Source organism: Kluyvera sp. 142486, assembly GCF_046569695.1.
Classification (GTDB): domain Bacteria; phylum Pseudomonadota; class Gammaproteobacteria; order Enterobacterales; family Enterobacteriaceae; genus Kluyvera.
In genome coordinates, this window is sequence record NZ_JBKHUI010000002.1 from 353,605 (window position 1) to 375,544 (window position 21,940).

General features: G+C 54.7%; 21 protein-coding genes, 1 tRNA gene and 2 pseudogenes. 8 read left to right on the forward strand and 16 right to left on the reverse strand.

Features of this window, described 5'->3' with window-relative positions; all coding sequences use genetic code 11:
• Nucleotides 1-1,056 (reverse strand): DNA polymerase IV, encoded by a 1,056-nt coding sequence (gene dinB / locus ACLGE8_RS03895; RefSeq protein ID WP_410996589.1) that lies wholly within the window; start codon nucleotides 1,054-1,056, stop codon nucleotides 1-3.
• A gap of 95 nt (nucleotides 1,057-1,151) precedes the next feature.
• Nucleotides 1,152-1,973: a putative lateral flagellar export/assembly protein LafU gene (gene lafU, locus ACLGE8_RS03900; RefSeq protein WP_410996591.1), complete on the reverse strand. Its 822-nt coding sequence runs from the start codon at nucleotides 1,971-1,973 to the stop codon at nucleotides 1,152-1,154.
• Here lafU and ACLGE8_RS03905 point away from each other — a divergent pair.
• Together ACLGE8_RS03905 and ACLGE8_RS03910 are read left to right on the forward strand one after the other, a co-directional pair.
• A pseudogene (locus tag ACLGE8_RS03905) lies at nucleotides 1,948-3,666 on the forward strand (flagellar biosynthesis protein FlhA); the annotation flags it as partial. The gene lafU and the pseudogene ACLGE8_RS03905 sit on opposite strands and share 26 nt — an antisense overlap.
• Before the next feature lie 113 nt (nucleotides 3,667-3,779).
• Nucleotides 3,780-4,070: a hypothetical protein gene (locus tag ACLGE8_RS03910; protein ID WP_410996593.1), complete on the forward strand. Its 291-nt coding sequence runs from the start codon at nucleotides 3,780-3,782 to the stop codon at nucleotides 4,068-4,070.
• On the opposite strand, the gene ACLGE8_RS03915 is transcribed toward ACLGE8_RS03910, so the two are convergent.
• The 8 genes from ACLGE8_RS03915 to ACLGE8_RS03950 form a co-directional block, all read right to left on the reverse strand.
• Nucleotides 4,067-4,828: a C40 family peptidase gene (locus ACLGE8_RS03915; protein ID WP_410996595.1), complete on the reverse strand. Its 762-nt coding sequence runs from the start codon at nucleotides 4,826-4,828 to the stop codon at nucleotides 4,067-4,069. The genes ACLGE8_RS03910 and ACLGE8_RS03915 overlap by 4 nt on opposite strands.
• 148 nt (nucleotides 4,829-4,976) lie before the next feature.
• Complete coding sequence (gene nqrM / locus ACLGE8_RS03920; RefSeq protein ID WP_410996635.1) at nucleotides 4,977-5,192, reverse strand: (Na+)-NQR maturation NqrM; 216 nt, start codon at nucleotides 5,190-5,192, stop codon at nucleotides 4,977-4,979.
• A 2-nt stretch (nucleotides 5,193-5,194) separates the two neighbouring features.
• Nucleotides 5,195-6,418 carry an NADH:ubiquinone reductase (Na(+)-transporting) subunit F gene (gene nqrF / locus ACLGE8_RS03925; protein ID WP_410996597.1) on the reverse strand — a complete coding sequence of 408 codons (1,224 nt, stop codon included), beginning with the start codon at nucleotides 6,416-6,418 and terminating at the stop codon, nucleotides 5,195-5,197.
• Nucleotides 6,419-6,430: 12 nt separating this feature from the next.
• Nucleotides 6,431-7,027, reverse strand: a complete 597-nt coding sequence (gene nqrE, locus ACLGE8_RS03930; RefSeq protein ID WP_185669670.1) for an NADH:ubiquinone reductase (Na(+)-transporting) subunit E — start codon at nucleotides 7,025-7,027, stop codon at nucleotides 6,431-6,433.
• A gap of 6 nt (nucleotides 7,028-7,033) precedes the next feature.
• The gene (locus ACLGE8_RS03935; RefSeq protein WP_035894452.1) at nucleotides 7,034-7,672 is read right to left on the reverse strand and encodes an NADH:ubiquinone reductase (Na(+)-transporting) subunit D; all 639 of its coding nucleotides are present in this window, start codon (nucleotides 7,670-7,672) and stop codon (nucleotides 7,034-7,036) included.
• Nucleotides 7,665-8,459, reverse strand: a complete 795-nt coding sequence (locus ACLGE8_RS03940) for a Na(+)-translocating NADH-quinone reductase subunit C (protein WP_410996599.1) — start codon at nucleotides 8,457-8,459, stop codon at nucleotides 7,665-7,667. Before ACLGE8_RS03940 ends, ACLGE8_RS03935 begins: the two co-directional genes overlap by 8 nt.
• The gene (locus ACLGE8_RS03945; protein WP_410996637.1) at nucleotides 8,452-9,690 is read right to left on the reverse strand and encodes an NADH:ubiquinone reductase (Na(+)-transporting) subunit B; all 1,239 of its coding nucleotides are present in this window, start codon (nucleotides 9,688-9,690) and stop codon (nucleotides 8,452-8,454) included. Before ACLGE8_RS03945 ends, ACLGE8_RS03940 begins: the two co-directional genes overlap by 8 nt.
• Before the next feature lie 3 nt (nucleotides 9,691-9,693).
• Nucleotides 9,694-11,037, reverse strand: coding sequence for a Na(+)-translocating NADH-quinone reductase subunit A (locus tag ACLGE8_RS03950; RefSeq protein WP_410996601.1), 1,344 nt, complete (start codon nucleotides 11,035-11,037; stop codon nucleotides 9,694-9,696).
• 560 nt (nucleotides 11,038-11,597) lie between these two features.
• Here ACLGE8_RS03950 and dpaA point away from each other — a divergent pair.
• Nucleotides 11,598-12,338 (forward strand): peptidoglycan meso-diaminopimelic acid protein amidase, encoded by a 741-nt coding sequence (gene dpaA, locus ACLGE8_RS03955; RefSeq protein ID WP_333495306.1) that lies wholly within the window; start codon nucleotides 11,598-11,600, stop codon nucleotides 12,336-12,338.
• Here dpaA and ACLGE8_RS03960 read toward each other — a convergent pair.
• Together ACLGE8_RS03960 and lpcA are read right to left on the reverse strand one after the other, a co-directional pair.
• Nucleotides 12,309-13,076 (reverse strand): class II glutamine amidotransferase, encoded by a 768-nt coding sequence (locus ACLGE8_RS03960; RefSeq protein ID WP_410996603.1) that lies wholly within the window; start codon nucleotides 13,074-13,076, stop codon nucleotides 12,309-12,311. The two genes, dpaA and ACLGE8_RS03960, sit on opposite strands and share 30 nt — an antisense overlap.
• A 41-nt stretch (nucleotides 13,077-13,117) precedes the next feature.
• On the reverse strand, nucleotides 13,118-13,699 hold the full coding sequence (lpcA, locus tag ACLGE8_RS03965) for a D-sedoheptulose 7-phosphate isomerase (RefSeq protein WP_035894459.1): 582 nt from the start codon (nucleotides 13,697-13,699) through the stop codon (nucleotides 13,118-13,120).
• Nucleotides 13,700-13,937: 238 nt separating this feature from the next.
• Here lpcA and fadE point away from each other — a divergent pair, with 238 nt between their 5' ends.
• On the forward strand, nucleotides 13,938-16,382 hold the full coding sequence (fadE, locus tag ACLGE8_RS03970; protein WP_410996606.1) for an acyl-CoA dehydrogenase FadE: 2,445 nt from the start codon (nucleotides 13,938-13,940) through the stop codon (nucleotides 16,380-16,382).
• Between the two features lie 129 nt (nucleotides 16,383-16,511).
• On the forward strand, nucleotides 16,512-17,285 hold the full coding sequence (locus tag ACLGE8_RS03975) for an amidohydrolase (RefSeq protein WP_410996608.1): 774 nt from the start codon (nucleotides 16,512-16,514) through the stop codon (nucleotides 17,283-17,285).
• 2 nt (nucleotides 17,286-17,287) lie between these two features.
• Here ACLGE8_RS03975 and eamB read toward each other — a convergent pair whose 3' ends face one another.
• Nucleotides 17,288-17,875, reverse strand: coding sequence for a cysteine/O-acetylserine transporter (gene eamB / locus ACLGE8_RS03980; RefSeq protein ID WP_410996610.1), 588 nt, complete (start codon nucleotides 17,873-17,875; stop codon nucleotides 17,288-17,290).
• 103 nt (nucleotides 17,876-17,978) lie between these two features.
• Here eamB and ACLGE8_RS03985 point away from each other — a divergent pair, with 103 nt between their 5' ends.
• Nucleotides 17,979-18,860, forward strand: a complete 882-nt coding sequence (locus ACLGE8_RS03985) for a LysR family transcriptional regulator (protein ID WP_410996639.1) — start codon at nucleotides 17,979-17,981, stop codon at nucleotides 18,858-18,860.
• 59 nt (nucleotides 18,861-18,919) lie between these two features.
• On the opposite strand, the gene ACLGE8_RS03990 is transcribed toward ACLGE8_RS03985, so the two are convergent.
• Both ACLGE8_RS03990 and dnaQ read right to left on the reverse strand, forming a co-directional pair.
• A tRNA-Asp gene (locus tag ACLGE8_RS03990) sits at nucleotides 18,920-18,996 on the reverse strand.
• Between the two features lie 130 nt (nucleotides 18,997-19,126).
• Entirely contained in the window at nucleotides 19,127-19,858 is a 732-nt protein-coding gene (gene dnaQ / locus ACLGE8_RS03995; RefSeq protein ID WP_220438188.1) for a DNA polymerase III subunit epsilon, read from the reverse strand.
• Here dnaQ and rnhA point away from each other — a divergent pair.
• Nucleotides 19,812-20,389: pseudogene (gene rnhA / locus ACLGE8_RS04000) on the forward strand (ribonuclease HI). The gene dnaQ and the pseudogene rnhA sit on opposite strands and share 47 nt — an antisense overlap.
• On the opposite strand, the gene ACLGE8_RS04005 reads toward rnhA, so the two are convergent.
• A complete protein-coding gene (locus ACLGE8_RS04005) occupies nucleotides 20,386-21,108 on the reverse strand; it encodes a class I SAM-dependent methyltransferase (protein ID WP_410996612.1) in 723 nt (240 codons plus the stop codon). The pseudogene rnhA and the gene ACLGE8_RS04005 sit on opposite strands and share 4 nt — an antisense overlap.
• Nucleotides 21,109-21,141: 33 nt before the next feature.
• Between ACLGE8_RS04005 and gloB the strand changes: the two genes are divergently transcribed.
• On the forward strand, nucleotides 21,142-21,897 hold the full coding sequence (gloB, locus tag ACLGE8_RS04010; protein ID WP_410996614.1) for a hydroxyacylglutathione hydrolase: 756 nt from the start codon (nucleotides 21,142-21,144) through the stop codon (nucleotides 21,895-21,897).
• Nucleotides 21,898-21,940: the final 43 nt, after the last annotated feature.

Consider the following 21,940-nt stretch of genomic DNA (forward strand, 5'->3'; position numbering starts at 1 on the left):
TTATATCCCTAAAAGAAGTTGCCTTTCCAGCTGCGGGTCAAGCAGCGTAACGTGCAGGCCAACCAGGCGCACCCCGCGCCCGGCACGGCGTTCCTGCCACGACTGATAGGCCGTGGCAAGCAGGTCGTCTTTGGTCAGCTTCGGCCAGACGTGCTCCTGGGTGGTTTGCTGAAAATCATTAAACTTGAGTTTTATCCCCTGCCGGGCGATGCGCAGGTCGGGCCGGACTTTCGCCAACCGCCGTTCCAGTTCGGGGTAGAGACGCTCGACGATCGCTTCACAGTCAGCCCATTCATGGATGTCCTCTTCCAGCGTGCGCTCAACGCCGATCGACTTTCGCTGGCGATCGTTGTGGATCTCACGCTCGTCGATCCCATGGCTACGTTCCCAGAGGATCCGCCCGAATTTACCAAAGCGCTTGAGCAGCATGGCAAGGTCGCTGTTTTGTACGTCTTCGCAGGTACGCAACCCCATGCTTTCAAGCTTAGCGGCCGACACCTTGCCCACGCCGGGAATTTTACCGAGCGGTAGGGTTTTGAGGAAACCGGGAACCTCGTCGGGGGTCAGCACAAACTGGCCGTTAGGTTTATTGAGGTCAGAGGCGATTTTGGCGAGAAACTTCACCGGCGCTACCCCCGCCGATGCGGTCAGCGAGAGTTCGTTAAAGATAGTCTGGCGGATCTCCTGGGCCATCAGCGTAGCCGATCCATAACAATGAGGGCTGGCGCTAACGTCCAGATAGGCTTCATCCAGCGACAGCGGTTCGATAAGCGAGGTATAGCGGGAGAAAATTTCCCGAATATGGTTCGAGGCTTCACGATAGGCTTCAAAACGCCCCGGCAGCAGCGTGAGATGCGGGCAGAGCTTCAGCGCCATTCCGGTCGGCATGGCGCTGCGCACGCCAAATTTACGCGCCGGATAGTTGGCCGTGCTTATCACCCCACGCTGTACCCGACTGCCGCCGATAGCGATAGGAATATCGCGCAGCGCCGGGTTGTCGCGCATTTCCACCGCGGCAAAGAAGCAGTCCATATCGATATGGATTATTTTGCGCATCAGGCTCCCCTCACAAATACCTGTTTAAGTATACAGTATATTTATAAGGGGAGGAAAGGCAGCGCGGCGATATTTCCGGCAAAGACGAGGAAGGGTTACGGTTTCACTACGGCTCCCCGGCGTAGCGATGTGGTCTGCTGTTTATCTAACTGTTTGACCAGCGGCTGCACGATTTTTTCACCGTGCTGACCAAAGTACTGATACAGCGTGTCCGAGGCGCTCTGGGTCAGCACCATAATCTCAATACGGCGGTTGCCCGCGCTCTCGGGATTTTTACTGTCCAGCAGCATCTGGTCCGCCATCGCGCTGACCTGCATCACCTTACCCTGCGGCATCCCGGCCTGCTCCAGCACGCGACGCGCAGAGAGCGCCCGGTCGCCGGAAAGGTTCCAGTTGTTGTAGGCGTCACTTTTATAGGCCATCGCATCGGTGTGGCCGGTGATAATTATCTTGTTATCCAGCGAGTCAAAGACCGGCGCCAATTCCACCAGCAGCGATTTGAAAAACGGCATGATCTTCGCGCTGCCGCGCTCAAACATATTCCGGTTCTGATCGTCTTTAATCAGTACGCGCAACCCCTGGGGCACAATCTCCATTTCGAGGTTGGTTTCCATATGCGCATTACGGGCGATGGCGCTGATGTCGGTCGCCAGTTCACCCAGTTCACGGGCCGATTTCTGCTTCAGCAGCACCGTTTTATCATTCACATCCTTCGCTTTTTTGGCATTCTCTTCGCTGATTTTCGCCAGTTCTTCCGGGCTCATCGTCGTGCGTTTGGCAACTTTCGTCGCCGGACCCGGCTTCGCTATCTTACTAAGCGATGTCAGGCCGCCGCCGTTAAAGATAGACTGACCGTGCAGCGCGGCGACGATATTCTCACGTTCGGATTTACTGACGCTGTTGACTATCAACTTCATCGTGGTGACCAAAGGGGCCGAGCGTATTTCCGAAGTCTCCGCCCGCTTCACCCTCGATGCGATGCCGGGCAAGCAGATGGCTATCGACGCCGACCTCAACGCCGGACTTATCAATCAGGCGCAGGCCCAGACACGGCGTAAAGACGTGGCGGGCGAAGCGGACTTCTACGGCGCGATGGACGGGGCGTCGAAATTCGTGCGCGGTGACGCCATCGCCGGGATGATGATCCTCGCCATCAACCTTATCGGCGGCGTGTGCATCGGGATCTTCAAATACGATTTAAGCGCAGAAGCGGCCTTCCAGCAGTACGTCCTGATGACCATTGGTGACGGTCTGGTCGCCCAGATCCCTTCTCTGCTGCTCTCTACCGCCGCGGCGATCATCGTGACTCGCGTCAGCGATAACGGCGATATCGCCACCGACGTGCGTACCCAGCTACTGGCGACGCCGTCGATTCTCTATACCGCCACCAGCATCATGTTCGTGCTGGCGATTGTTCCGGGTATGCCGCACTTCCCGTTCCTCGCCTTCAGCGCCCTGCTGGGGTTCACCGCCTGGCGCTTGAGCCATCGACCGAAGGCCGCCGAACAGGAGGAAAAAAGCCTCGAAACGCTGACCAAAACCATTAGCGAAAACGCCGAACAGGTGGTCAGTTGGGAAACCATTCCGCTGATTGAACCCATCAGCCTGAGCCTCGGCTACAAGCTGGTTTCTTTGGTGGATAAATCAAAGGGCAACCCGCTCACCCAGCGTATTCGCGGGGTAAGACAGGTTATCTCTGACACCAACGGCGTGCTGTTGCCGGAGATTCGTATCCGCGAAAACTTCCGCCTCAAGGCCAGCCAGTACGCGATTTACATCAACGGTATTAAAGCCGATGAGGCCGATATTCCTGCCGATAAGCTGATGGCGCTGCCCTCCAGCGAAACCTACGGCGAAATCGACGGCGTGCTGGGGAGTGACCCGGCCTATGGGATGCCGGTCACCTGGATCCAGCCGGCGCAAAAAGCAAAAGCGCTGAATATGGGGTATCAGGTGATCGACAGCGCCAGCGTTATCGCCACCCATGTGAACAAGATTATCCGCCGCCATATCCCGGATCTGTTCAACTACGATGACATCACGCAGTTGCATAACCGTCTCTCCTCCATGGCGCCACGGCTCGCCGAAGATCTTAGCGCTGCGCTGAACTACAGCCAGCTGCTGAAGGTGTATCGCGCACTATTGGTTGAAGGCGTTCCCGTCCGCGATATCGTCACCATCGCCACGGTGCTGGTCGCCAGCAGCGCAACCACCAAAGATCCGATTCTGCTGGTTGCCGATGTACGGCTGGCGCTGCGTCGCAGCATTACCCATCCGCTGGTTCGCAAGCAGGAGTTGTCGGTTTACACCCTGAATAATGAGCTGGAAAACCTGCTGTCGAACGTGGTGAATCAGGCGCAGCAGAGCGGAAAAGTGATGCTCGATAGCGTTCCGGTTGACCCGAATATGCTCAACCAATTCCAGACTCATATGCCGCAGGTGAAAGAGCAGATGAAAGCGGCGGGGAAAGAACCAGTGCTGCTGGTTGCGCCACAGCTGCGCCCGCTGCTGGCGCGCTATGCTCGCCTTTTTGCTCCGGGCCTTCACGTGCTCTCCTATAACGAAGTTCCCGATGAGCTGGAATTAAAAATCATGGGGGCATTAAGCTAAAGAAATAGATTTGGCGGCAGTTAAGTTCCCCTTAATTTTTGCCGCTTTATAGCTGCGAGTGTGCCAGGAAGGCATTTTTTAGATAATTGATTTATTGCCAGAGATATCACCCGATGAGAGATGAAAAAGTAAAATGGAATTTTGCTTACCGCTCAGGGCACTATTCTCGACGCGACTACTCCCCAAGCTTTATGGAATTTGTGCATCGTCAGGAGGAGCGTCAGGAACACGACGATCAGCAGATAAAGAAGCTCACCCTCAACGGTACATCAATACCGGCAGATACACCCGGAAAGCGCACCGTTGAGCGTCCTTCAGTACCGCTGCTTAGCCTTGCCGATTTGCTGTTGGCGGGTACGCTGATGTTTCTTTTTATCACCCTGCTTTTGCTTATTATGAACTAAAGAACGGTATTTTCTGTCAGGATCCGCCGTGCGCCAAGGTAGTGATCCTGCCAGAATATATCCGCTAAATGGCTGACGCGGATAGTTTCTCCCGTACGCGGAGATTCAATAAAATCACCGTTGCCCAGATAAACACCCATATGGTCCGCTATTTCTTTACTGTGAATATGGAAGAAGAGTAGATCACCACGGCGTAGATCGTTATTTGAGACGATCGTTGCTCGGCGGTAGTGATACATTTCATTAGCCGTGCGCGGTAATTTCGCCGCGAGGATCTTATTGTAGGCGTAAAATATCAGCCCGCTGCAATCAAACCCCCGATCGGGATTCACCCCGCCCCAGACATACGGTTTACCCAGCTGCTGTTCAAGGCGATGAATCGCGACTTCAGTCATGTTGTGCAGATGGTCGCTACTGAGAAAATGCGGGTTCTCAGCCAGCGCCTGCCAGCGGCGATCGCTGGCTTTCAGCGGCCCCGGGAACCATTCCGGATGCTGTTTAATCAACAGGCGATTTTGCTGACGCAGCGCTCTCTTGCTGTCCGCGTCACCCACCACAATATAGCTGGCCTGCTTTTTCAGCGTCGAATGATACTTCCCCCACAGCTTTTCCCGGTTACGCATGCGCAGCGTCGCCCCATAGCTGAGAGAAGTACTGACAATAGGCTTGCGGGTATGCGCAAAAGTGAGCGGACTCAGCACCATACCGATCAACAGTACGGCAGGAAGAAGACGGGCGAATGTAGAGGGGGAAGACATGGAAACCTTTCGACTGTGATGCGTCGAAACAGTTTACTGTGGCCTGGTTAACGCCAGGATTAAATCTCGATTATTAATCAATTAATACTTATATTTCATTGCGTTAAACAACCCGGCATAAGGACATCATGCCGGGTTATCCGTCGACCTACAGAATACGATTCTGCTGGCGCTGCGCTTCCTTCGCCATGCGCTTTTTACGCGCATCGCAGGGTTCAGGGCAGTTACACACTTTCTCCATCCCCAGCGTAGAAATCCCACCGCAGCTGCCCTGCAGGCTTTTGCGCTTCACGATATAGCCCAGCGACATGCCGAAAATCACCAGCACAAAAATGCAGAATGTCGCCAGAAAGACCGTTAACATCATCAGCCTCCAAAGTCGTCGAGCATGATGTTCTCATCCTCTACGCCCAAATCTTTGAGCATTTTGATAACCGCAGCGTTCATCATTGGCGGCCCACACATATAGAACTCGCAGTCTTCCGGCGCCGGGTGGTCACGCAGGTAGTTTTCATACAGAACGTTATGAATAAAGCCAGTATAGCCCGTCCAGTTATCCTCCGGCAGCGCGTCGGAAAGCGCGATGTGGAAGGTAAAGTTCAGGTTTTCCTGCGCCAGCTTTTCAAACTCTTCCTGATAGAACATTTCGCGCAGCGAGCGCGCGCCGTACCAGAAACTGATTTTACGGTTGCTATGCAGCCGCTTAAGCTGGTCGAAGATGTGCGAGCGCATCGGCGCCATCCCGGCGCCACCGCCGATAAACACCATTTCCGCCTCGGTCTCTTTGGCAAAGAATTCGCCAAACGGCCCGGAGATCGTCACTTTATCGCCCGCTTTCAGCGACCAGATGTAAGAGGACATAATCCCCGGCGGTACGTCAGGCGCGGACGGCGGTGGCGTAGCGATACGCACGTTGAGCATGATAATGCCCTTCTCGTCCGGATAGTTCGCCATCGAGTAGGCTCGCAGGGTCGGCTCTTTCACGTCGGAAACATAGCGGAAGAGGTTGAATTTATCCCAGTCGCCACGGTATTCATCCGGCACGTCAAAGTCGGCGTAAGCCACTTTATGCGGCGGGCATTCAATCTGAATATAGCCCCCGGCGCGGAACGGCACGCTTTCTCCTGCCGGAATGGCAAGCTTCAGCTCTTTAATAAACGTGGCTTTGTTATCGTTAGAGATAACTTCACATTCCCACTTCTTCACGCCGAACACCTCGTCCGGCAGTTCAATTTTCATATCCTGACGCACGGCAACCTGGCAGGCCAGACGACAGCCCTCTTTGGCTTCGCGCTTGGTGATATGCGAAAGCTCGGTTGGCAGAATATCGCCGCCCCCCTCTTTCACCTTCACCCGGCACTGGCCACAGGAACCACCGCCACCGCAGGCAGATGAGATAAAGATGCCGTTGCTGGAGAGGGTATTCAGCAGCTTGTCGCCGGCCGGCGTTTTGATCTGCTTGTCCGCTTCGTTATTGATTTCAATCACCACATCACCGGCATTTACCAGCTTCGATTTGGCAAACAGAATCAGTACCGACAGCACCAGCACAATCAGCGTAAACATCACTACGCCAAGTAATATTTCCATGATTAACGGCCCTTATAGCTGCACACCGGAGAACGACATAAAACCTAATGCCATCAATCCAGTGGTGATAAAGGTGATCCCTAAGCCGCGCAGTCCCGCGGGCACGTTTGAATACTTCATCTTCTCGCGAATACCGGCCATCGCGACAATGGCTAACATCCAGCCAATGCCGGAGCCAAAGCCATAGACGATGGATTCACCGAAGTTGTAGTCGCGCTGCACCATGAACGATACACCGCCGAAGATGGCGCAGTTCACCGCAATCAGCGGCAGGAATATGCCCAGCGCGGTGTAGAGTGACGGGAAGTATTTATCGAGGATCATCTCGAGGATCTGCACCAGCGCCGCAATCACCCCGATAAAGGTGATGAAGTTCAGGAAGCTGAGATCCACGCCGTCAACCAGCGCGCCGTCGCGCAGCACCAGGTTATAGACCAGGTTATTAATTGGCACGGCAAGGCCGAGCACAACCGTTACCGCCACGCCGAGGCCGAAGGCAGTAGAGACTTTCTTCGATACGGCGAGGAAGGTACACATCCCCAGGAAGAAGGCCAGCGCCATGTTTTCAACAAACACCGCGCGAACAAACAGGCTAATGTAATGAGCCATAATCGGTTACTCCTTTTCCTGCTGTTCCGGCTTCCAGCTTCGCAGCGCCCAGATCAGCAAACCGATAATGAAAAATGCGCTCGGCGCGAGCAGGAACAGACCGTTTGGCTGATACCAGCCGCCGTTCTGCACGGTTTCCAGCACCGTGATGCCAAACAGCTTGCCACTGCCGATAAGCTCACGCAGGAAGCCAACGATCAGCAGGATGGCGCCGTAGCCCAGCCCGTTGCCGATGCCGTCCATAAAGCTCGCTAGCGGCGGAGACTTCATGGCGTAGGCTTCCGCACGCCCCATCACGATACAGTTGGTGATGATAAGCCCCACAAAAACCGACAGCTGTTTAGAGGTTTCGTAGGCAAACGCGCGCAGCAGCTGATCGACGACGATAACCAGCGAGGCGATAATCGCCATCTGCACGATAATGCGCACGCTGTTCGGGATGTGGTGGCGGATCATCGAGATAAACATGCTCGAGAATGCCGTTACCAGCGTCACCGCTATGGTCATCACAAAGGCCGTTTCAAGCTTGGTGGTCACCGCCAGCGCTGAACAGACGCCAAGCACCTGTAACGCAATGGGGTTATTGGCGATAAGCGGGCCAACGAGTACCCGCTTCATCTCTTTCATATCACCCTGCTCAGCCATGATTCAGCCCTCCTTCACGCACCTGCTTCAGGAACGGGCCAAAGCCCATTTCACCCATCCAGAACTCAAAGCTATGCTGCACCCCGTTCGAGGTGAGCGTGGCCCCGGAGAGACCGTCAACGGCATAGAGATCGCCCTGCGGTGCCGCGCCTTTCATCACGCGCAGCGCCGGTTTGCCGTTATCGTCCACCACCCGTTTACCGACAAACTGCGCTCGCCAGTTCGGGTTTTCAATTTCACCGCCGAGGCCCGGGGTTTCCCCCTGGTCGTAGTAGGTTATGCCGCGAATAGTGCGCCCGTCGGTGTCCAGCGCGACGAAAGCGTACATCATCGACCACAGGCCGTTGCCGTATACCGGCAGGACAACTTCCTGCACCTTCTGCTGTTCGTCTTTAATCAGGTAGATTTCCACCACGTTACTGCGGCGGCGAATTCCGGCTGGGTCTTCGCTGGAGGCCAGCGCGACGCTTTGCGCTGGGTCTTTCAGCGCCTGGCTTTGGTTAAACTTTGCCGGATCTTTGTCGAGAATTTCGCCGCTTTTTAAATCCACCAAACGCGGTACAACGCGGGCCGCGTAGATCTCGGCAACCTCATCGGCGGACATTTTGTCGTGCATTAACCCGGCAACCGCCAGGATATTGCGCTGTTTATCCAGCGCGCGCTGCTCCTGCTGGAGAGGCTTAAGCCCAACGGCGGAGCCCGCCACTACGATGGAGCAGACCAGGCAAAGCACCAGCACCACCAGCAGCGTTTTGCCGATGCTATCGTTACTTTTATTTTCAGCCACGCGACTTCCTCCGCTTAATGTTGGCCTGCACCACCAGGTAGTCAAACAGCGGCGCAAAGAGGTTGGCGAACAGAATCGCCAGCATCATCCCTTCCGGATAGGCTGGGTTAACCACGCGGATTAACACGCACATCACGCCAATCAGCGCGCCATAACACCATTTGCCTTTATCGGTAAACGAGGCGGAGACCGGGTCCGTTGCCATAAACATCATGCCGAAGGCAAAGCCGCCCAGCACCAGGTGCCAGTACCACGGCATGGCGAACATTGGGTTAGTGTCGGAGCCAATCAGATTAAACAGCGTGGCGCAGGCGATCATGCCGATCATCACCCCGGCGACGATGCGCCACGAGGCCACGCGACCAAAGATAATCAGCGCTCCACCAAGCAGAATCATCAGCGTTGAGACTTCGCCAATCGAACCGGGGATATTGCCGATAAAAGCATCCATCCAGCTTACCGGCTGACCGGTCACAACGTTAACCAGCGACTCGCCGCCATGGCTCGCCCACTGGGAGAGCGGCGTTGCGCCGGAGAAACCGTCGGCCGCCGTCCAGACTAAATCACCGGAGATTTGCGCCGGATAGGCGAAGAACAGGAAAGCGCGACCAGCCAGTGCCGGGTTAAGGAAGTTACGCCCGGTACCGCCGAATATCTCTTTGGCAATGACGACACCAAACGAGATCCCCAGCGCCGCCTGCCACAGCGGCATGGTTGGTGGAACAATCAGCGCGAACAGAATCGAGGTGACGAAGAAGCCTTCGTTGATCTCATGCTTACGCACGATGGAAAACAGCACTTCCCAGAAGCCGCCCACCAGAAAGACCACGGCGTAGATAGGCACGAAGAACACCGCGCCAAGCATCATCATGCTGAGCCAGCCTGCGTCCGGGGCGAAACTCACGCCCAGCGCCTGCGCTACGCTGTAGTGCCAATTGCTGGCGATCACCTGTTGGAGTTGGTCAGCGCCGTAGAGTTTGTGCAGCGCCGGAATGGTCTGCTGACCGACGTTGTACATCCCCCAGAACATCGCCGGGAACACCGCGAACCAGACGAGAATCATCATACGTTTCAGGTCGATAGCATCACGAACGTGCGCTGCCCCCTTCGTCACATGACCCGGCGTGTAGAGCAGCGTTGCCGTTGCTTCATACAGTGGGTAGTACTTTTCCAGCTTGCCGCCCTGCGTGAAGTGCGGCTCAACTTTTTCTATTAGCTGTTTTAAGCCCATCACTTAGCCTTCCTGCTCAATTTGCGTTAATACGCGGCGTAATACCGGCCCGTATTCGTATTTTCCTGGGCAAACATAGGTGCACAGCGCCAGATCTTCCTCATCAAGCTCCAGACAGCCGAGCGCCTGCGCGCTGTCGGTATCGCCCGCCAGCAGGTCACGCAGCAGGACGGTTGGCAGGATATCCAGCGGCATTACCCGCTCGTAGCTGCCGATCGGGACCATTGCGCGTTCGCCGCCGTGGGTATCGGTGGAGAGGTTGAACAGCTTTTTCTTGAAGAAGTGGCCCAGCGTGGTGCGGGTAATAGAGAACTTATCCCGCCCCGGCGCAACCCAGCCCAGCAGTTCTTTGTCGCGCCCTTCTTTCAGCACGCTGACCTGCAGGTGGAAACGCCCCAGGAAGGCGTGTGGCCCAACGGCCTGCGTGCCGTTCAGCACGGAACCGGAGAGAACGCGGTTTTCACCGTCATGGAGTTCCCCCACCAGCATGGCGTCAAGATCCGCGCCGAGGCAGGTGCGAAGCAGACGCGGCTGTTTCACCTGCGGGCCGCCGAGCGCAATAATGCGCTCGGTCCACAGCACGCCGTCGAGGAACAGCTTGCCATAAGCGATAACATCCTGATAGTTCAGGTGCCACACCTGCTTGTTCAGGCTCACCGGCTCAAGGAAATGAATGTGAGTCCCCACTAGCCCTGCGGGATGCGGGCCAGCAAACTGGTTGAAGGTCACCTGCCCCTGCGGGTGCCCGCCGAGTTTGCCGTTGCTGGCCTGGCAGACGTGGACTTTGCCGTCGGTCAGGCGCGTCAGGACTGTCAGACCGGCGTTGAAGGCATCGCGCTGGGCGAGAATAATCGGCTGCGGGTCAGCTGCCAGCGGATTGGTGTCCATGGCGGTGATGAATATCGCCGCGGGCTCGGTGCCCGGCGCTGGCGTCTTGCTAAAAGGACGGGTACGCATCGCGGTCCACAGGCCGGATTCAATCAGCTGTGCGGCAACCGTTTCACGCGGCAGCGTCGCCAGCTCATCGGGCGCGTAGGCGTTAAACGTCACGGCATCATCGCCGTCGATATCAATCACCACCGATTGCAGCACCCGGCGCTCGCCGCGATGGATGGCGCTGACGATACCGCTGGCTGGGGCGGTAAAACGCACGCCGGGAATCTTTTTATCTTCAAAAAGCAGCTGCCCTTTGGCGACTCTGTCGCCCTCTTTGACAACCATTGATGGGCGAAGCCCGATATATTCTTCACCTTTCACCGCGACACGCGTGACCGTCACATCATCAATGCGTTGCCCGTCGGGCAGGCCAGCTATAGGCAGATCGAGGCCTTTGGTTATTTTAATCATACTGTTCGCAGGTATCCGTTAACGACGACGTCAGATCGAGACTGAAGCCAGCGTTTTGGTTAACGAAACAAAAGAAAGGAGTAAAACCTGAAACCCAATGACCATCCGTGATTGGGCATATGAGAGATTGAAGCATCCTTTCTTACGCAGTTCTGAGAGTTAAATACATTCATCATTCAAATGAAAAGTGAGTCACTCAATTTCATCTCGAATGATTCAGTAACGAAAGTTTACCATTTTCTCTTTCACTGATGCAGCAGTTCCGCCTTTGAAGCCGCTAAATTGCGAGCCGATACGCAAAGTGAGCGCGATTCAGACAAAGATAGCTAGTGAATCATCGGCTTATCCTACACTCTCTTTCGCTAGTGTTGCCAGGCGGTGAAACAGCACAACGCACCGGGTTCAAGCGGGATTGCGCTATGAAATGATAAACGCCTGCTGCCCCTCTTGCGAAAAAATGCGGTGGTGCTAAGGTGAGCGCACAAAAAACAGATTTGTCTGCTTTTTTCTCCTGATTGCCTTCCTGGCATGTTGTTATCTTTTATCAAGGAACAAGTAGTATGCGCAAAATCGCATTTGTTATTGCGATGCTTTTAATGCCATGCGTTTCGTTTGCTGGGTTATTAAGCAGCAATACGCCAACGACGCCTGTCAGCAAAGAATATAAGCAGCAAATGATGGGCTCCCCGGTCTATATCCAGATTTTCAAAGAGGAGCGCACGCTCGATCTCTTCGTCAAGATGGGTGAAACCTACCAACTCCTCGATAGCTATAAGATCTGCAACTACTCAGGCGGCCTGGGGCCGAAGCAGCGTCAGGGCGATTTCAAAAGTCCGGAAGGCTTTTACTCGGTGCAGCGCAGCCAGCTGAAGCCGGATAGCCGCTTTTATAAAGCGATTAATATTGGTTTCCCAAACGCCTATGACCGTGCTCACGGTTATGAAGGGAAATATTTGATGATTCACGGTGCCTGCGTCTCGATTGGCTGCTACGCCATGACCGATTCCGGTATTGATGAAATCTTCCAGTTCGTGACCGCCGCGTTAGTCTTCGGTCAGTCAAGCGTTGAAGTCAGCATCTATCCGTTCCGCATGACAGATGCCAACATGCAGCGCCACAAATACTCGTACTTCAACGATTTCTGGCAGCAGCTTAAGCCGGGCTACGACTACTTCCAGCAGACGCATAAACCGCCGATGGTGTCCGTGGTTGATGGGCGTTATGTCGTGAGCAAGCCGCTGAGCCACGAAGTGGTCCAGCCGCAGCTGGCATCAAACTATACGCTCCCCGAGACAAAATAAGCGCCACTCGCCTGGCATAATCTTGTGCCAGGTTTCATTCCCCGTCAGCGGTTGGGTTGCTATCACGGTAACCACATCGTTGGCGGTGGTCTCCTGCTGAAAATCGATTTCCACGTCCCTATCCAGAAGCTTCGCCACGCCAAACGGCGCACGGCGGGTGATCCAGTACAGGTTGGTTGAGCAGAACGCCATCACGTAGCGACCATCCGACAGCAGCATGTTAAACACACCCTTCTCGCGCAACTGATCCGCCAGCGAAGCAATATATTTAAAGACCGCCTGCATGTTGCCCGGCGTGCGCGGATAGCGCTCGGTGAGCTTATGCAACAGCCAGCAGAAAGCTTTTTCGCTGTCGGTTTCACCGACTGGACGGAACTGCCCCGTTTCCAGTGATTTGTAGCCAGAAAGCTGCCCGTTATGGGCGTAGGTCCAGTTGCGTCCCCAGAGCTCGCGGGTAAACGGGTGGGTATTTTCCAGCGCCACCATTCCGCGATTCGCCTGGCGAATATGCGCGATGACGGAGCAGGACTTAATGGGATAGTCCTGCACCAGCCTGGCAATTGGAGATTGATAGCTGGGCTGCGGATCTTTGAACGTGCGACAGCCTTTGCCTTCGTAGAAGGTAATTCCCCAGCCGTCTTTATGCGGCCCGGTGCCCCCACCGCGCTGGACCAGCCCGGTAAAACTAAAGCAAATATCGGTTGGCACATTGGCGCTCATCCCGAGCAGTTCGCACATATCACACCCCCACAGCTATCGGGGCCAGAGCCCCGAAAATCTTAAGCTTTAACCATCTCTTTTTCGATCAGCATGATCAGGATATGAATCACTTTAATGTGAATTTCCTGAACACGGTCCGCGTAGCCAAAGTGCGGTACGCGGATTTCGATATCCGCAGAGCCGGCCATTTTGCCGCCGTCTTTGCCGGTCAGGGTGATCACTTTCATTCCCTGCGCACGCGCCGCTTCGATGGCTTTGATCACGTTTGCAGAATTACCGGAGGTGGAGATCCCCAGCAGCACGTCACCCGCACGGCCGACAGACTCAACGTAGCGGGAGAACACATATTCATAGCCGAAATCATTACTCACGCAGGAGAGGTGGCTGACGTCGGAAATCGCAATCGCCGGGTAGCCCGGACGGTTTTCACGATAGCGGCCAGTCAGCTCTTCCGCGAAGTGCATAGCATCGCAATGAGAACCACCGTTACCGCAGGAGAGCACTTTGCCACCGGCTTTGAAGCTGTCTGCCAGCAGGACTGCTGCGCGCTGAATGGCGTGGATGTTGGCTTCATCTTTAAGGAAGTTTGCCAGCGTATCGGCCGCTTCATTCAGTTCGTTACGAATAAGATCCTGGTACATGAGGATAATCCTTCAGCATTAATAAAATTGTCATCGCTAGTGTACCGGATAGCGCCAGTACAGAGAAGCAAGCGCGAATCTATTCACCCGATGTTTGGATTTTTAGTGCGCTAAAAAGCAGCAACAATGTGAGCGAGGTTGTAATTATTTTGTAAACACATTGCTAAATAAAAACGCTTCAACTACAACCATATCATCACAAGTGGTCAGACCTCCTACAAGACAGGGGCATTTCTCTATGATGATTTTGAGTATTGTTTTAACCATTGCCGTACTCGGTGCACTCTTCTATCACCGTATTAGTTTGACGCTCGGCAGCGTGATTCTGCTGGCCTGGACCGCCGCTCTCGGCGCGATTGGCCTGTGGAACCTGTGGCTGTTGGTGCCGCTGGCCATTATTCTGGTGCCGTTCAACTTTACGCCGATGCGTAAAGCGCTGATCTCAACGCCGGTTTTCCGTATGTTCAGCAAAGTGATGCCACCGATGTCGCGTACTGAGAAAGAAGCGATTGATGCCGGTACTACCTGGTGGGAAGGCGATCTGTTCCGCGGCAACCCGGACTGGAAAAAGCTGCACAACTACCCGCGTCCACAGCTGACTGCCGAAGAGCAGGCGTTTATTGATGGCCCGGTTGAAGAAGCGTGCCGCATGGCTAACGACTTTGCGATCACCCACGAGATGGCAGACCTGCCGCCGGAGCTGTGGGCCTACCTGAAAGAGCACCGCTTCTTCGCGATGATCATTAAGAAAGAGTACGGCGGTCTGGAGTTTTCCGCTTATGCGCAGGCTCGCGTGCTGCAAAAGCTCTCTGGCGTTTCCGGCATTCTGGCGATTACCGTCGGCGTTCCAAACTCTTTAGGGCCGGGCGAACTGCTGCAGCACTACGGTACTGAAGAACAGAAAGATCATTATCTGCCACGCCTGGCGCGTGGTCAGGAAATTCCATGCTTCGCGCTGACCAGCCCAGAAGCAGGCTCTGATGCTGGGGCAATTCCGGATACTGGCGTCGTCTGCATGGGCGAATGGCAGGGCGAGCAGGTTCTGGGTATGCGTTTAACCTGGAACAAGCGTTATATCACCCTCGCACCGATTGCGACGGTACTGGGCCTCGCCTTCAAGCTGTCGGACCCGGATAAACTGCTGGGCGGTGCGGAAGATTTAGGTATCACCTGTGCGCTGATCCCAACCAACACCCCAGGGGTTGAAATTGGTCGTCGCCACTTCCCGCTGAACGTTCCGTTCCAGAACGGCCCAACGCGCGGTCAGGATATCTTCGTGCCAATCGACTACATCATTGGCGGGCCGAAAATGGCCGGTCAGGGCTGGCGTATGCTGGTTGAATGTCTGTCCGTTGGCCGCGGTATTACCCTGCCGTCCAACTCAACCGGGGGCGTGAAATCCGTTGCGCTGGCGACCGGTGCCTATGCGCACATTCGCCGCCAGTTCAAAGTGTCGATTGGTAAAATGGAAGGGATTGAAGAGCCACTGGCGCGCATCGCGGGCAACGCCTACGTGATGGACGCAGCGGCAACATTAATTACCTACGGTATTATGCTCGGTGAAAAACCGGCGGTACTGTCGGCTATCGTGAAGTACCACTGTACCCACCGCGGCCAGCAGTCCATCGTTGACGCCATGGATATTGCCGGCGGGAAAGGCATTATGCTTGGCGAAGGTAACTTCCTGGCGCGTGCTTACCAGGGGGCGCCTATCGCTATCACCGTTGAAGGCGCGAACATTCTGACTCGTAGCATGATGATCTTCGGTCAGGGCGCTATTCGTTGCCATCCGTACGTACTGGAAGAGATGGCCGCGGCGCAGAACAAAGACGCCGATGCATTCGATAAACTGCTGTTTAAACACATCGGCCATGTCGGTAGCAACAAAGTGCGCAGCTTCTGGTTGGGTATCACCCGCGGCTTAACCAGCCCAACCCCAACCCGCGATGCCACCAAGCGCTACTATCAGCATCTGAACCGTTTGAGCGCCAACCTGGCTCTGCTGTCGGATGTGTCGATGGCGGTACTGGGCGGCAGCCTGAAACGTCGTGAGCGCATCTCCGCCCGTCTGGGTGATGTGCTGAGCCAGCTGTACCTCGCCTCTTCCGTCCTGAAGCGCTATGACGATGAAGGGCGTAACGAAGCGGATTTACCGCTGGTGCACTGGGGCGTTCAGGATGCGCTGCATCAGGCAGAACAGGCGATTGACGACCTGCTGAAGAACTTCCCGAACCGCTTTGTCGCAGGGGCAATGCGCGTGGTTATCTTCCCGACCGGTCGCCATTACAACGCGCCGTCCGATAAGCTGGACCACAGCGTCGCAAAAATTCTGCAGACACCGAGCGCCACCCGTTCACGCATCGGCCGCGGTCAGTATCTGACCCCAAGCGAGCACAACCCGGTTGGCCTGTTGGAAGAAGCGCTGGTTGACGTTATGGCAGCCGACCCTATCCACCAGCGGATCTGCAAAGAAATTGGCAAGAACCTGCCGTTTACCCGCCTGGATGAACTGGCGCGTAACGCGCTGGCTAAAGGCCTGATTGACCAGGAAGAAGCGGCCATTCTGACCAAAGCAGAAGTTAGCCGACTGCGTAGCATCAACGTTGATGACTTTGCACCGGACGAGCTGGCGACCAAGCCGGTAAAGTTGCCGGACAACGTGCGCAAGGTTGAAGCCGCGTAACGTTTTCGATTCGTTATCCTCAAAGCGGAGCCTGGCTCCGCTTTTTTTTATGCAAACTGTCCTCAGCAAAGCTGCAGCCTGATAAGGTGTTACAGTTAGGTTTACGTCCTGCAACAGAGGAGTATCACCATGTCTGGCTTGAAGATTACCCTTTTACAACAGCCACTCGTGTGGATGGACGGCCCCGCAAACCTGCGCCACTTTACGCGGCAGATGGAAGGCATTACCGGGCGTGACGTGATAGTCCTGCCGGAAATGTTTACCACTGGCTTTGCCATGGAAGCTGCTGAACAATCGTTGTCGGAAGATGAGGTCGTGGCCTGGATGCAGGAGCAGGCAGTGCGCACTAATGCACTGATTGCCGGCAGCGCGGCGCTGCAGACGGGCATTGGCGCTGTGAACCGCTTTCTGCTCGTCGAGCCGGAAGGCCGCGTGCATCGCTACGATAAACGGCATCTTTTCCGCATGGCGAATGAACATCAGCACTATATTGCTGGTGATAAGCGCGTGGTGTTGACGTGGCGTGGCTGGCGTATTCTGCCGCTGGTGTGCTACGACCTGCGTTTCCCGGTGTGGTCGCGAAATCGTAATGACTACGATCTGGCGCTCTATGTCGCCAACTGGCCTGCGCCACGCTCTTTGCACTGGCAGGCGTTGTTGACGGCACGAGCGATAGAGAATCAGGCTTATGTGGTGGGATGCAACCGCGTCGGCACCGATGGCAACGGCCATCACTATCGTGGTGACAGCCGGATTATTACCCCGCCAGGGGAGATTCTGGCCACCGCCGAACCGCATCAGGCCACGCGAATCGACGGTGAGCTCTCACTTTCAGCCCTACGGGAATATCGCGAGAAATTCCCGGCATGGCAGGATGCCGATCCCTTTGCGCTAGGGGGATAGCCTTAAACAAACATCCGCACCGCGCAGTAAATCAATAATGCCGCCAGCACCCAGTTAAGCTGGCGGCCATAACGCTGGAATACCCGCTGAAAAAGATGCCCCGCCAGCGCCCAGCAGACGTTGCCAAATATCCCGATCGCCGCCAGTAAAATGCTCACCCCCACAACCCAATGCCACTCTCGCGTATAGGGCAGCACAAAAGTCGACAGTGCCGTAATGCCATAAAGAATAATTTTCACATTCACAAACTGTAGCCCGCAGCCGGCCCAGAAACTAACCGGTGGCAGGCTGGCATCACTACCACCCGGTGCGCTCATGGCGATACGCCAGGCAAGCCAGACGATATACGCGGCGCCGATAATGCTCAGCCAGTGCGTCATCGCTGGGTCGAGCCTGACCAGGGAAAAGGTCAGCCCCGCGCACAGCAGCATAATGGTTAAAAAGCCCGTTCCCATTCCAGCCAGCACTCGTGAGCTCTGTCGAAAACCGTGAGTAGTAACGGCGTTAAGCGCCAGGATATTGTTCGGTCCAGGGGTCAGTGCGGTGATCAGGGTATAGGTAAAAAAGGCACTTATCAGGGTTGAAGTCACTTGTTATCTCCTTAGTTTTGCCTGACAGTACTCGAAGCCAATTATTTAAAAAAATGAATATTTTCCAATTTAGAATTCGAATTTATCGATATATGAGGTCATGATGGATTTACGCCGCTTTATTACGCTGAAAACCGTTGTGGAAGAGGGTTCGTTTCTCCGCGCGTCGCAAAAACTCTGCGGCACCCAGTCGACCGTTACCTTTCATATTCAGCAGCTTGAACAAGAGCTGTCGATGCAGCTATTTGAGAAAATTGGTCGTCGGATGTGCCTGACAACCGCCGGTAAAAACATCCTGCCGCACGTCTATGAACTGACCAACGTTATCTCTTCTATTCGCCAGGCGGCCCATCAGGACGCCGAGCCGACGGGTGAACTGCGTGTGGCGACCGGCGAGACCCTGCTGGCCTATAAAATGCCGCGGGTGCTACAGCGCTTTAAGCAGCTAGCGCCGCAGGTGAACCTGTCGCTGCAATCGCTGAACTGCTACGTCATTCGCGATGCGCTGCTGGATGATAAGGTTGACCTCGGGGTCTTTTATCGGGTTGGGAACGATCGGGCCTTAACGATACGTCATTTCGGCGAGCAACCACTGGTACTGGTGGCATCCCCCGAATTTCATGGCTACGACTTCACCCGCCAGGATCAGCACATTCCGGTGAGCTTTGTGATTAACGAGCCTCAGTGTATTTTTCGGCAGATATTTGAAAGTACGCTGCGCCAGCGGGCGATCACCATGGGAAATACCATTGAGCTGTGGAGTATTGAGAGCATTAAACAGTGTGTGGCGGGAAATCTGGGCGTGTCGTTTCTACCGCGTTTTACCGTCGAGCGAGAACTGGCAAGCGGTGCTCTTCAGGAACTCCCGTTTAGCCCAACGCCAATGACGATTAACGCCCTTTGCGCGCACCATGCAGGGAAAGCCGTTAGCCCTGCCATGCAGGTGTTTATGGAGTGTATGGTGGAAATGCTGGGCGAAGAATAAAAGTGAGGAGCTGGAAATGACGAAAGCCCGAATCATTGCTGATTCGGGCTTCCTGAAAGTGGCGGAACGGACGGGACTCGAACCCGCGACCCCCTGCGTGACAGGCAGGTATTCTAACCGACTGAACTACCGCTCCGCTGTGTTCCCTTGGGAACGAGGCGAATATTACGGATTCCCCAGCAAACCGTCAACGCTTTTTCTCTGGTTTTGAATCGTTTGCTGTAAAAATCGCCCACACGCTTATTTTCCCAGCAAAAACAGCCGTTTTACGACCGCCAGAGGCAGCTTCCACCTTTTTTCTGCACCAGGTCGAGGCGGGATTCATGATTCGCCAGCTCTTCATCAGTCGCATAAACCACGCGTAGCTTACTTGCCGCACGTACAATACGCTGAATACCTGCATCTCCCGCCTGCTGCTGCGCTTCACCTTCCATCGCGAATTTGATCGAGGTCTGCCCACCGGTCATGGTCAGATAGACATCCGCCAGAATCTGGGCATCGAGCAGTGCGCCGTGCAGCGTACGCTTGGTATTGTCTATCTCATAACGTGAGCAGAGCGCATCGAGGCTGTTACGCTTGCCGGGGAACATTTTCCTCGCCAGCGCCAGGCTATCGGTAACTTTGCAGAAGGTATTGGTTTTTGGAATACCGCGGTTGAGCTTACTAAACTCATAGTCCATAAAGCCGATATCGAACGAGGCGTTATGGATGACCAGTTCCGCGCCGCGGATGTAGTCCATAAACTCATCGGCCACGTCGGCAAAGGTTGGTTTATCCAGCAAGAACTCATCGGCAATACCGTGAACGCCGAAGGCTTCAGGATCCACCAGCCGATCGGGTTTGAGGTAAACATGGAAGTTGTTGCCGGTTAAACGACGGTTTATCACCTCGACGGCACCGATCTCGATGATCTTGTGGCCTTCATAGTGGGCACCGATCTGGTTCATACCGGTGGTTTCGGTATCCAGAACGATCTGTCGTGTAATTGCAGTGCTCATATCAGTCATTTATGTCAGACTTGCCGTTTAACTTTGATTGCAGATACAGGAAGTCTACCAGAGATGCTTAAACAGGTAGAAATTTTCACCGATGGCTCTTGCCTCGGTAACCCAGGTCCGGGTGGTTATGGTGCCATTCTACGCTACCAGCAGCGGGAGAAAACCTTCAGTGAAGGTTACCGTCTGACCACCAATAACCGTATGGAAATGATGGCGGCAATTATGGCGCTTGAAGCGCTGAAAGAGCCGTGCAGCGTGGTTCTGAGCACTGACAGCCAGTATGTTCGTCAGGGGATCACCCAGTGGATCCACAACTGGAAAAAACGCGGCTGGAAAACGGCGGATAAAAAGCCGGTGAAAAACGTCGATCTCTGGAAACGCCTGGACACGGCCCTCGGCAAACATGAAATTCGCTGGGAGTGGGTTAAAGGCCATGCAGGCCACCCGGAAAACGAACGTTGCGATGAGCTGGCACGTACGGCCGCCAACTCACCAACGCACGACGATGTTGGGTATCAGCCGGAAGCTTAAGCGTCCGGTTTACGATACTGCCGCGTCGCGCCTACGGCCTGCTGAATGCGGTTTTTGGCTTTATTCTGCCGCATCGGGTTAAGCGTAAGCGGAAATGTCCGTTTACGCGCCACGATCACCTGCAGACAGCCCAACGCCGGTAAATGAGTGCTGAGCAGCGCCCCGCCCTGTTTAGCCCAGGGGAGTACCTGGAACCGGCTTTGGTGCATCACTTCAAAATTCAGTAGCGCAAGCCAATCCAGTTGACGCATCAGAGTAAACATCCGGCTATTGTAGGGCATCGATTTTCGCAGCACGGGAACCAGTTTACGCAGCCCCATCAGGCTCATTGGGTTAAAGCTGGTGATAATCAGCCAGCCATCATCGATAAGCACACGGTCAGCTTCACGCAGCAGGCGATGAGGGTCGCTGCACCACGGCAGCGTGTGCGATAGCAGGCAGGCATCAACGGATTTCTCCGCAAATGGCAAATGCAGAGGGTCAGCCTTCACCTGCATCGGGTTGCCTTCCAGCGAAATATTGACCTGATGAGAGATAGCGCAGGCTTCGGTATTGATCTCTGCGCTGAGGTTTCCAACCTTAAGCAGGTGAAAACCGTACAGCTTGCCCAACCAGGGTTTCAGTTGACGATCAATAGCCTCGCGATAATATTCACCCCAGGGCATTTGCGCCCACGAGACAGGCGCTGAGACTGTTTGAGGTATCCTTGCCGGTTTCATCACAACCTTCCCTACGCGTTTAAGAGGTAACAAATGAATCTTAACAGTATTCCGGCCTTTCAGGACAACTACATCTGGGTTCTTAATGATGAAACGGGCCGTTGTTTGATCGTCGATCCGGGCGATGCCGCGCCGGTACTTGAGGCGATCAAGGCGAATAACTGGCATCCCGAGGCGATCCTGCTAACCCATCATCACAACGATCATGTCGGCGGCGTTGGCTGTCTCGTTAAGTCTTATCCGAATATTGATGTTTATGGCCCCGAAGAGACTCGCAACAAAGGGGCAACAAAAATAGTGACCGATGGCGACCGTATTCACATCCTCAACCAGGATTTTCACGTTTTCGCCACGCCGGGCCACACTTTAGGACATGTCTGTTTCTATAGCGCCCCGTGGCTTTTTTGCGGCGACACCCTGTTTTCCGGGGGCTGCGGGCGTCTTTTTGAAGGCTCGCCAACCCAGATGTATCAGTCGTTGCAGAGAATTAACATGCTGCCCGAAGAGACGCTGATTTGTTGCGCCCATGAATATACGCTCTCCAATATGACCTTCGCGCTGAGCGTTTTACCGCATGATTTGTTCATTAACGAATACTATCGAGAAGTGAAGGAGTTACGTGCGAAAAAACAAATAACACTCCCCACAACTCTGAAAAAAGAGCGCCAGATTAATCTCTTTTTAAGAACGGATGACATTGATTTAATTAATGAAATAGAGAAAGAAACAAAGTTGCTACAATCTGAGCAGCGTTTTGCCTGGTTACGGGCAAAGAAAGATAACTTCTGATACTTCCGGGTTGCGTTTTCGAAAGTTCGTCGTTATCATCGGT

Coding starts and splice junctions, on each gene's coding strand:
- dinB (WP_410996589.1), bottom strand. CDS start 1,056: ATGCGCAAAATAATCCATATCGATATGGACTGCTTCTTTGCCGCGGTG.
- lafU (WP_410996591.1), bottom strand. CDS start 1,973: ATGAAGTTGATAGTCAACAGCGTCAGTAAATCCGAACGTGAGAATATC.
- ACLGE8_RS03910 (WP_410996593.1), top strand. CDS start 3,780: ATGAGAGATGAAAAAGTAAAATGGAATTTTGCTTACCGCTCAGGGCAC.
- ACLGE8_RS03915 (WP_410996595.1), bottom strand. CDS start 4,828: ATGTCTTCCCCCTCTACATTCGCCCGTCTTCTTCCTGCCGTACTGTTG.
- nqrM (WP_410996635.1), bottom strand. CDS start 5,192: ATGTTAACGGTCTTTCTGGCGACATTCTGCATTTTTGTGCTGGTGATT.
- nqrF (WP_410996597.1), bottom strand. CDS start 6,418: ATGGAAATATTACTTGGCGTAGTGATGTTTACGCTGATTGTGCTGGTG.
- nqrE (WP_185669670.1), bottom strand. CDS start 7,027: ATGGCTCATTACATTAGCCTGTTTGTTCGCGCGGTGTTTGTTGAAAAC.
- ACLGE8_RS03935 (WP_035894452.1), bottom strand. CDS start 7,672: ATGGCTGAGCAGGGTGATATGAAAGAGATGAAGCGGGTACTCGTTGGC.
- ACLGE8_RS03945 (WP_410996637.1), bottom strand. CDS start 9,690: ATGGGCTTAAAACAGCTAATAGAAAAAGTTGAGCCGCACTTCACGCAG.
- ACLGE8_RS03950 (WP_410996601.1), bottom strand. CDS start 11,037: ATGATTAAAATAACCAAAGGCCTCGATCTGCCTATAGCTGGCCTGCCC.
- dpaA (WP_333495306.1), top strand. CDS start 11,598: ATGCGCAAAATCGCATTTGTTATTGCGATGCTTTTAATGCCATGCGTT.
- ACLGE8_RS03960 (WP_410996603.1), bottom strand. CDS start 13,076: ATGTGCGAACTGCTCGGGATGAGCGCCAATGTGCCAACCGATATTTGC.
- lpcA (WP_035894459.1), bottom strand. CDS start 13,699: ATGTACCAGGATCTTATTCGTAACGAACTGAATGAAGCGGCCGATACG.
- fadE (WP_410996606.1), top strand. CDS start 13,938: ATGATGATTTTGAGTATTGTTTTAACCATTGCCGTACTCGGTGCACTC.
- ACLGE8_RS03975 (WP_410996608.1), top strand. CDS start 16,512: ATGTCTGGCTTGAAGATTACCCTTTTACAACAGCCACTCGTGTGGATG.
- ACLGE8_RS03985 (WP_410996639.1), top strand. CDS start 17,979: ATGGATTTACGCCGCTTTATTACGCTGAAAACCGTTGTGGAAGAGGGT.
- dnaQ (WP_220438188.1), bottom strand. CDS start 19,858: ATGAGCACTGCAATTACACGACAGATCGTTCTGGATACCGAAACCACC.
- ACLGE8_RS04005 (WP_410996612.1), bottom strand. CDS start 21,108: ATGAAACCGGCAAGGATACCTCAAACAGTCTCAGCGCCTGTCTCGTGG.
- gloB (WP_410996614.1), top strand. CDS start 21,142: ATGAATCTTAACAGTATTCCGGCCTTTCAGGACAACTACATCTGGGTT.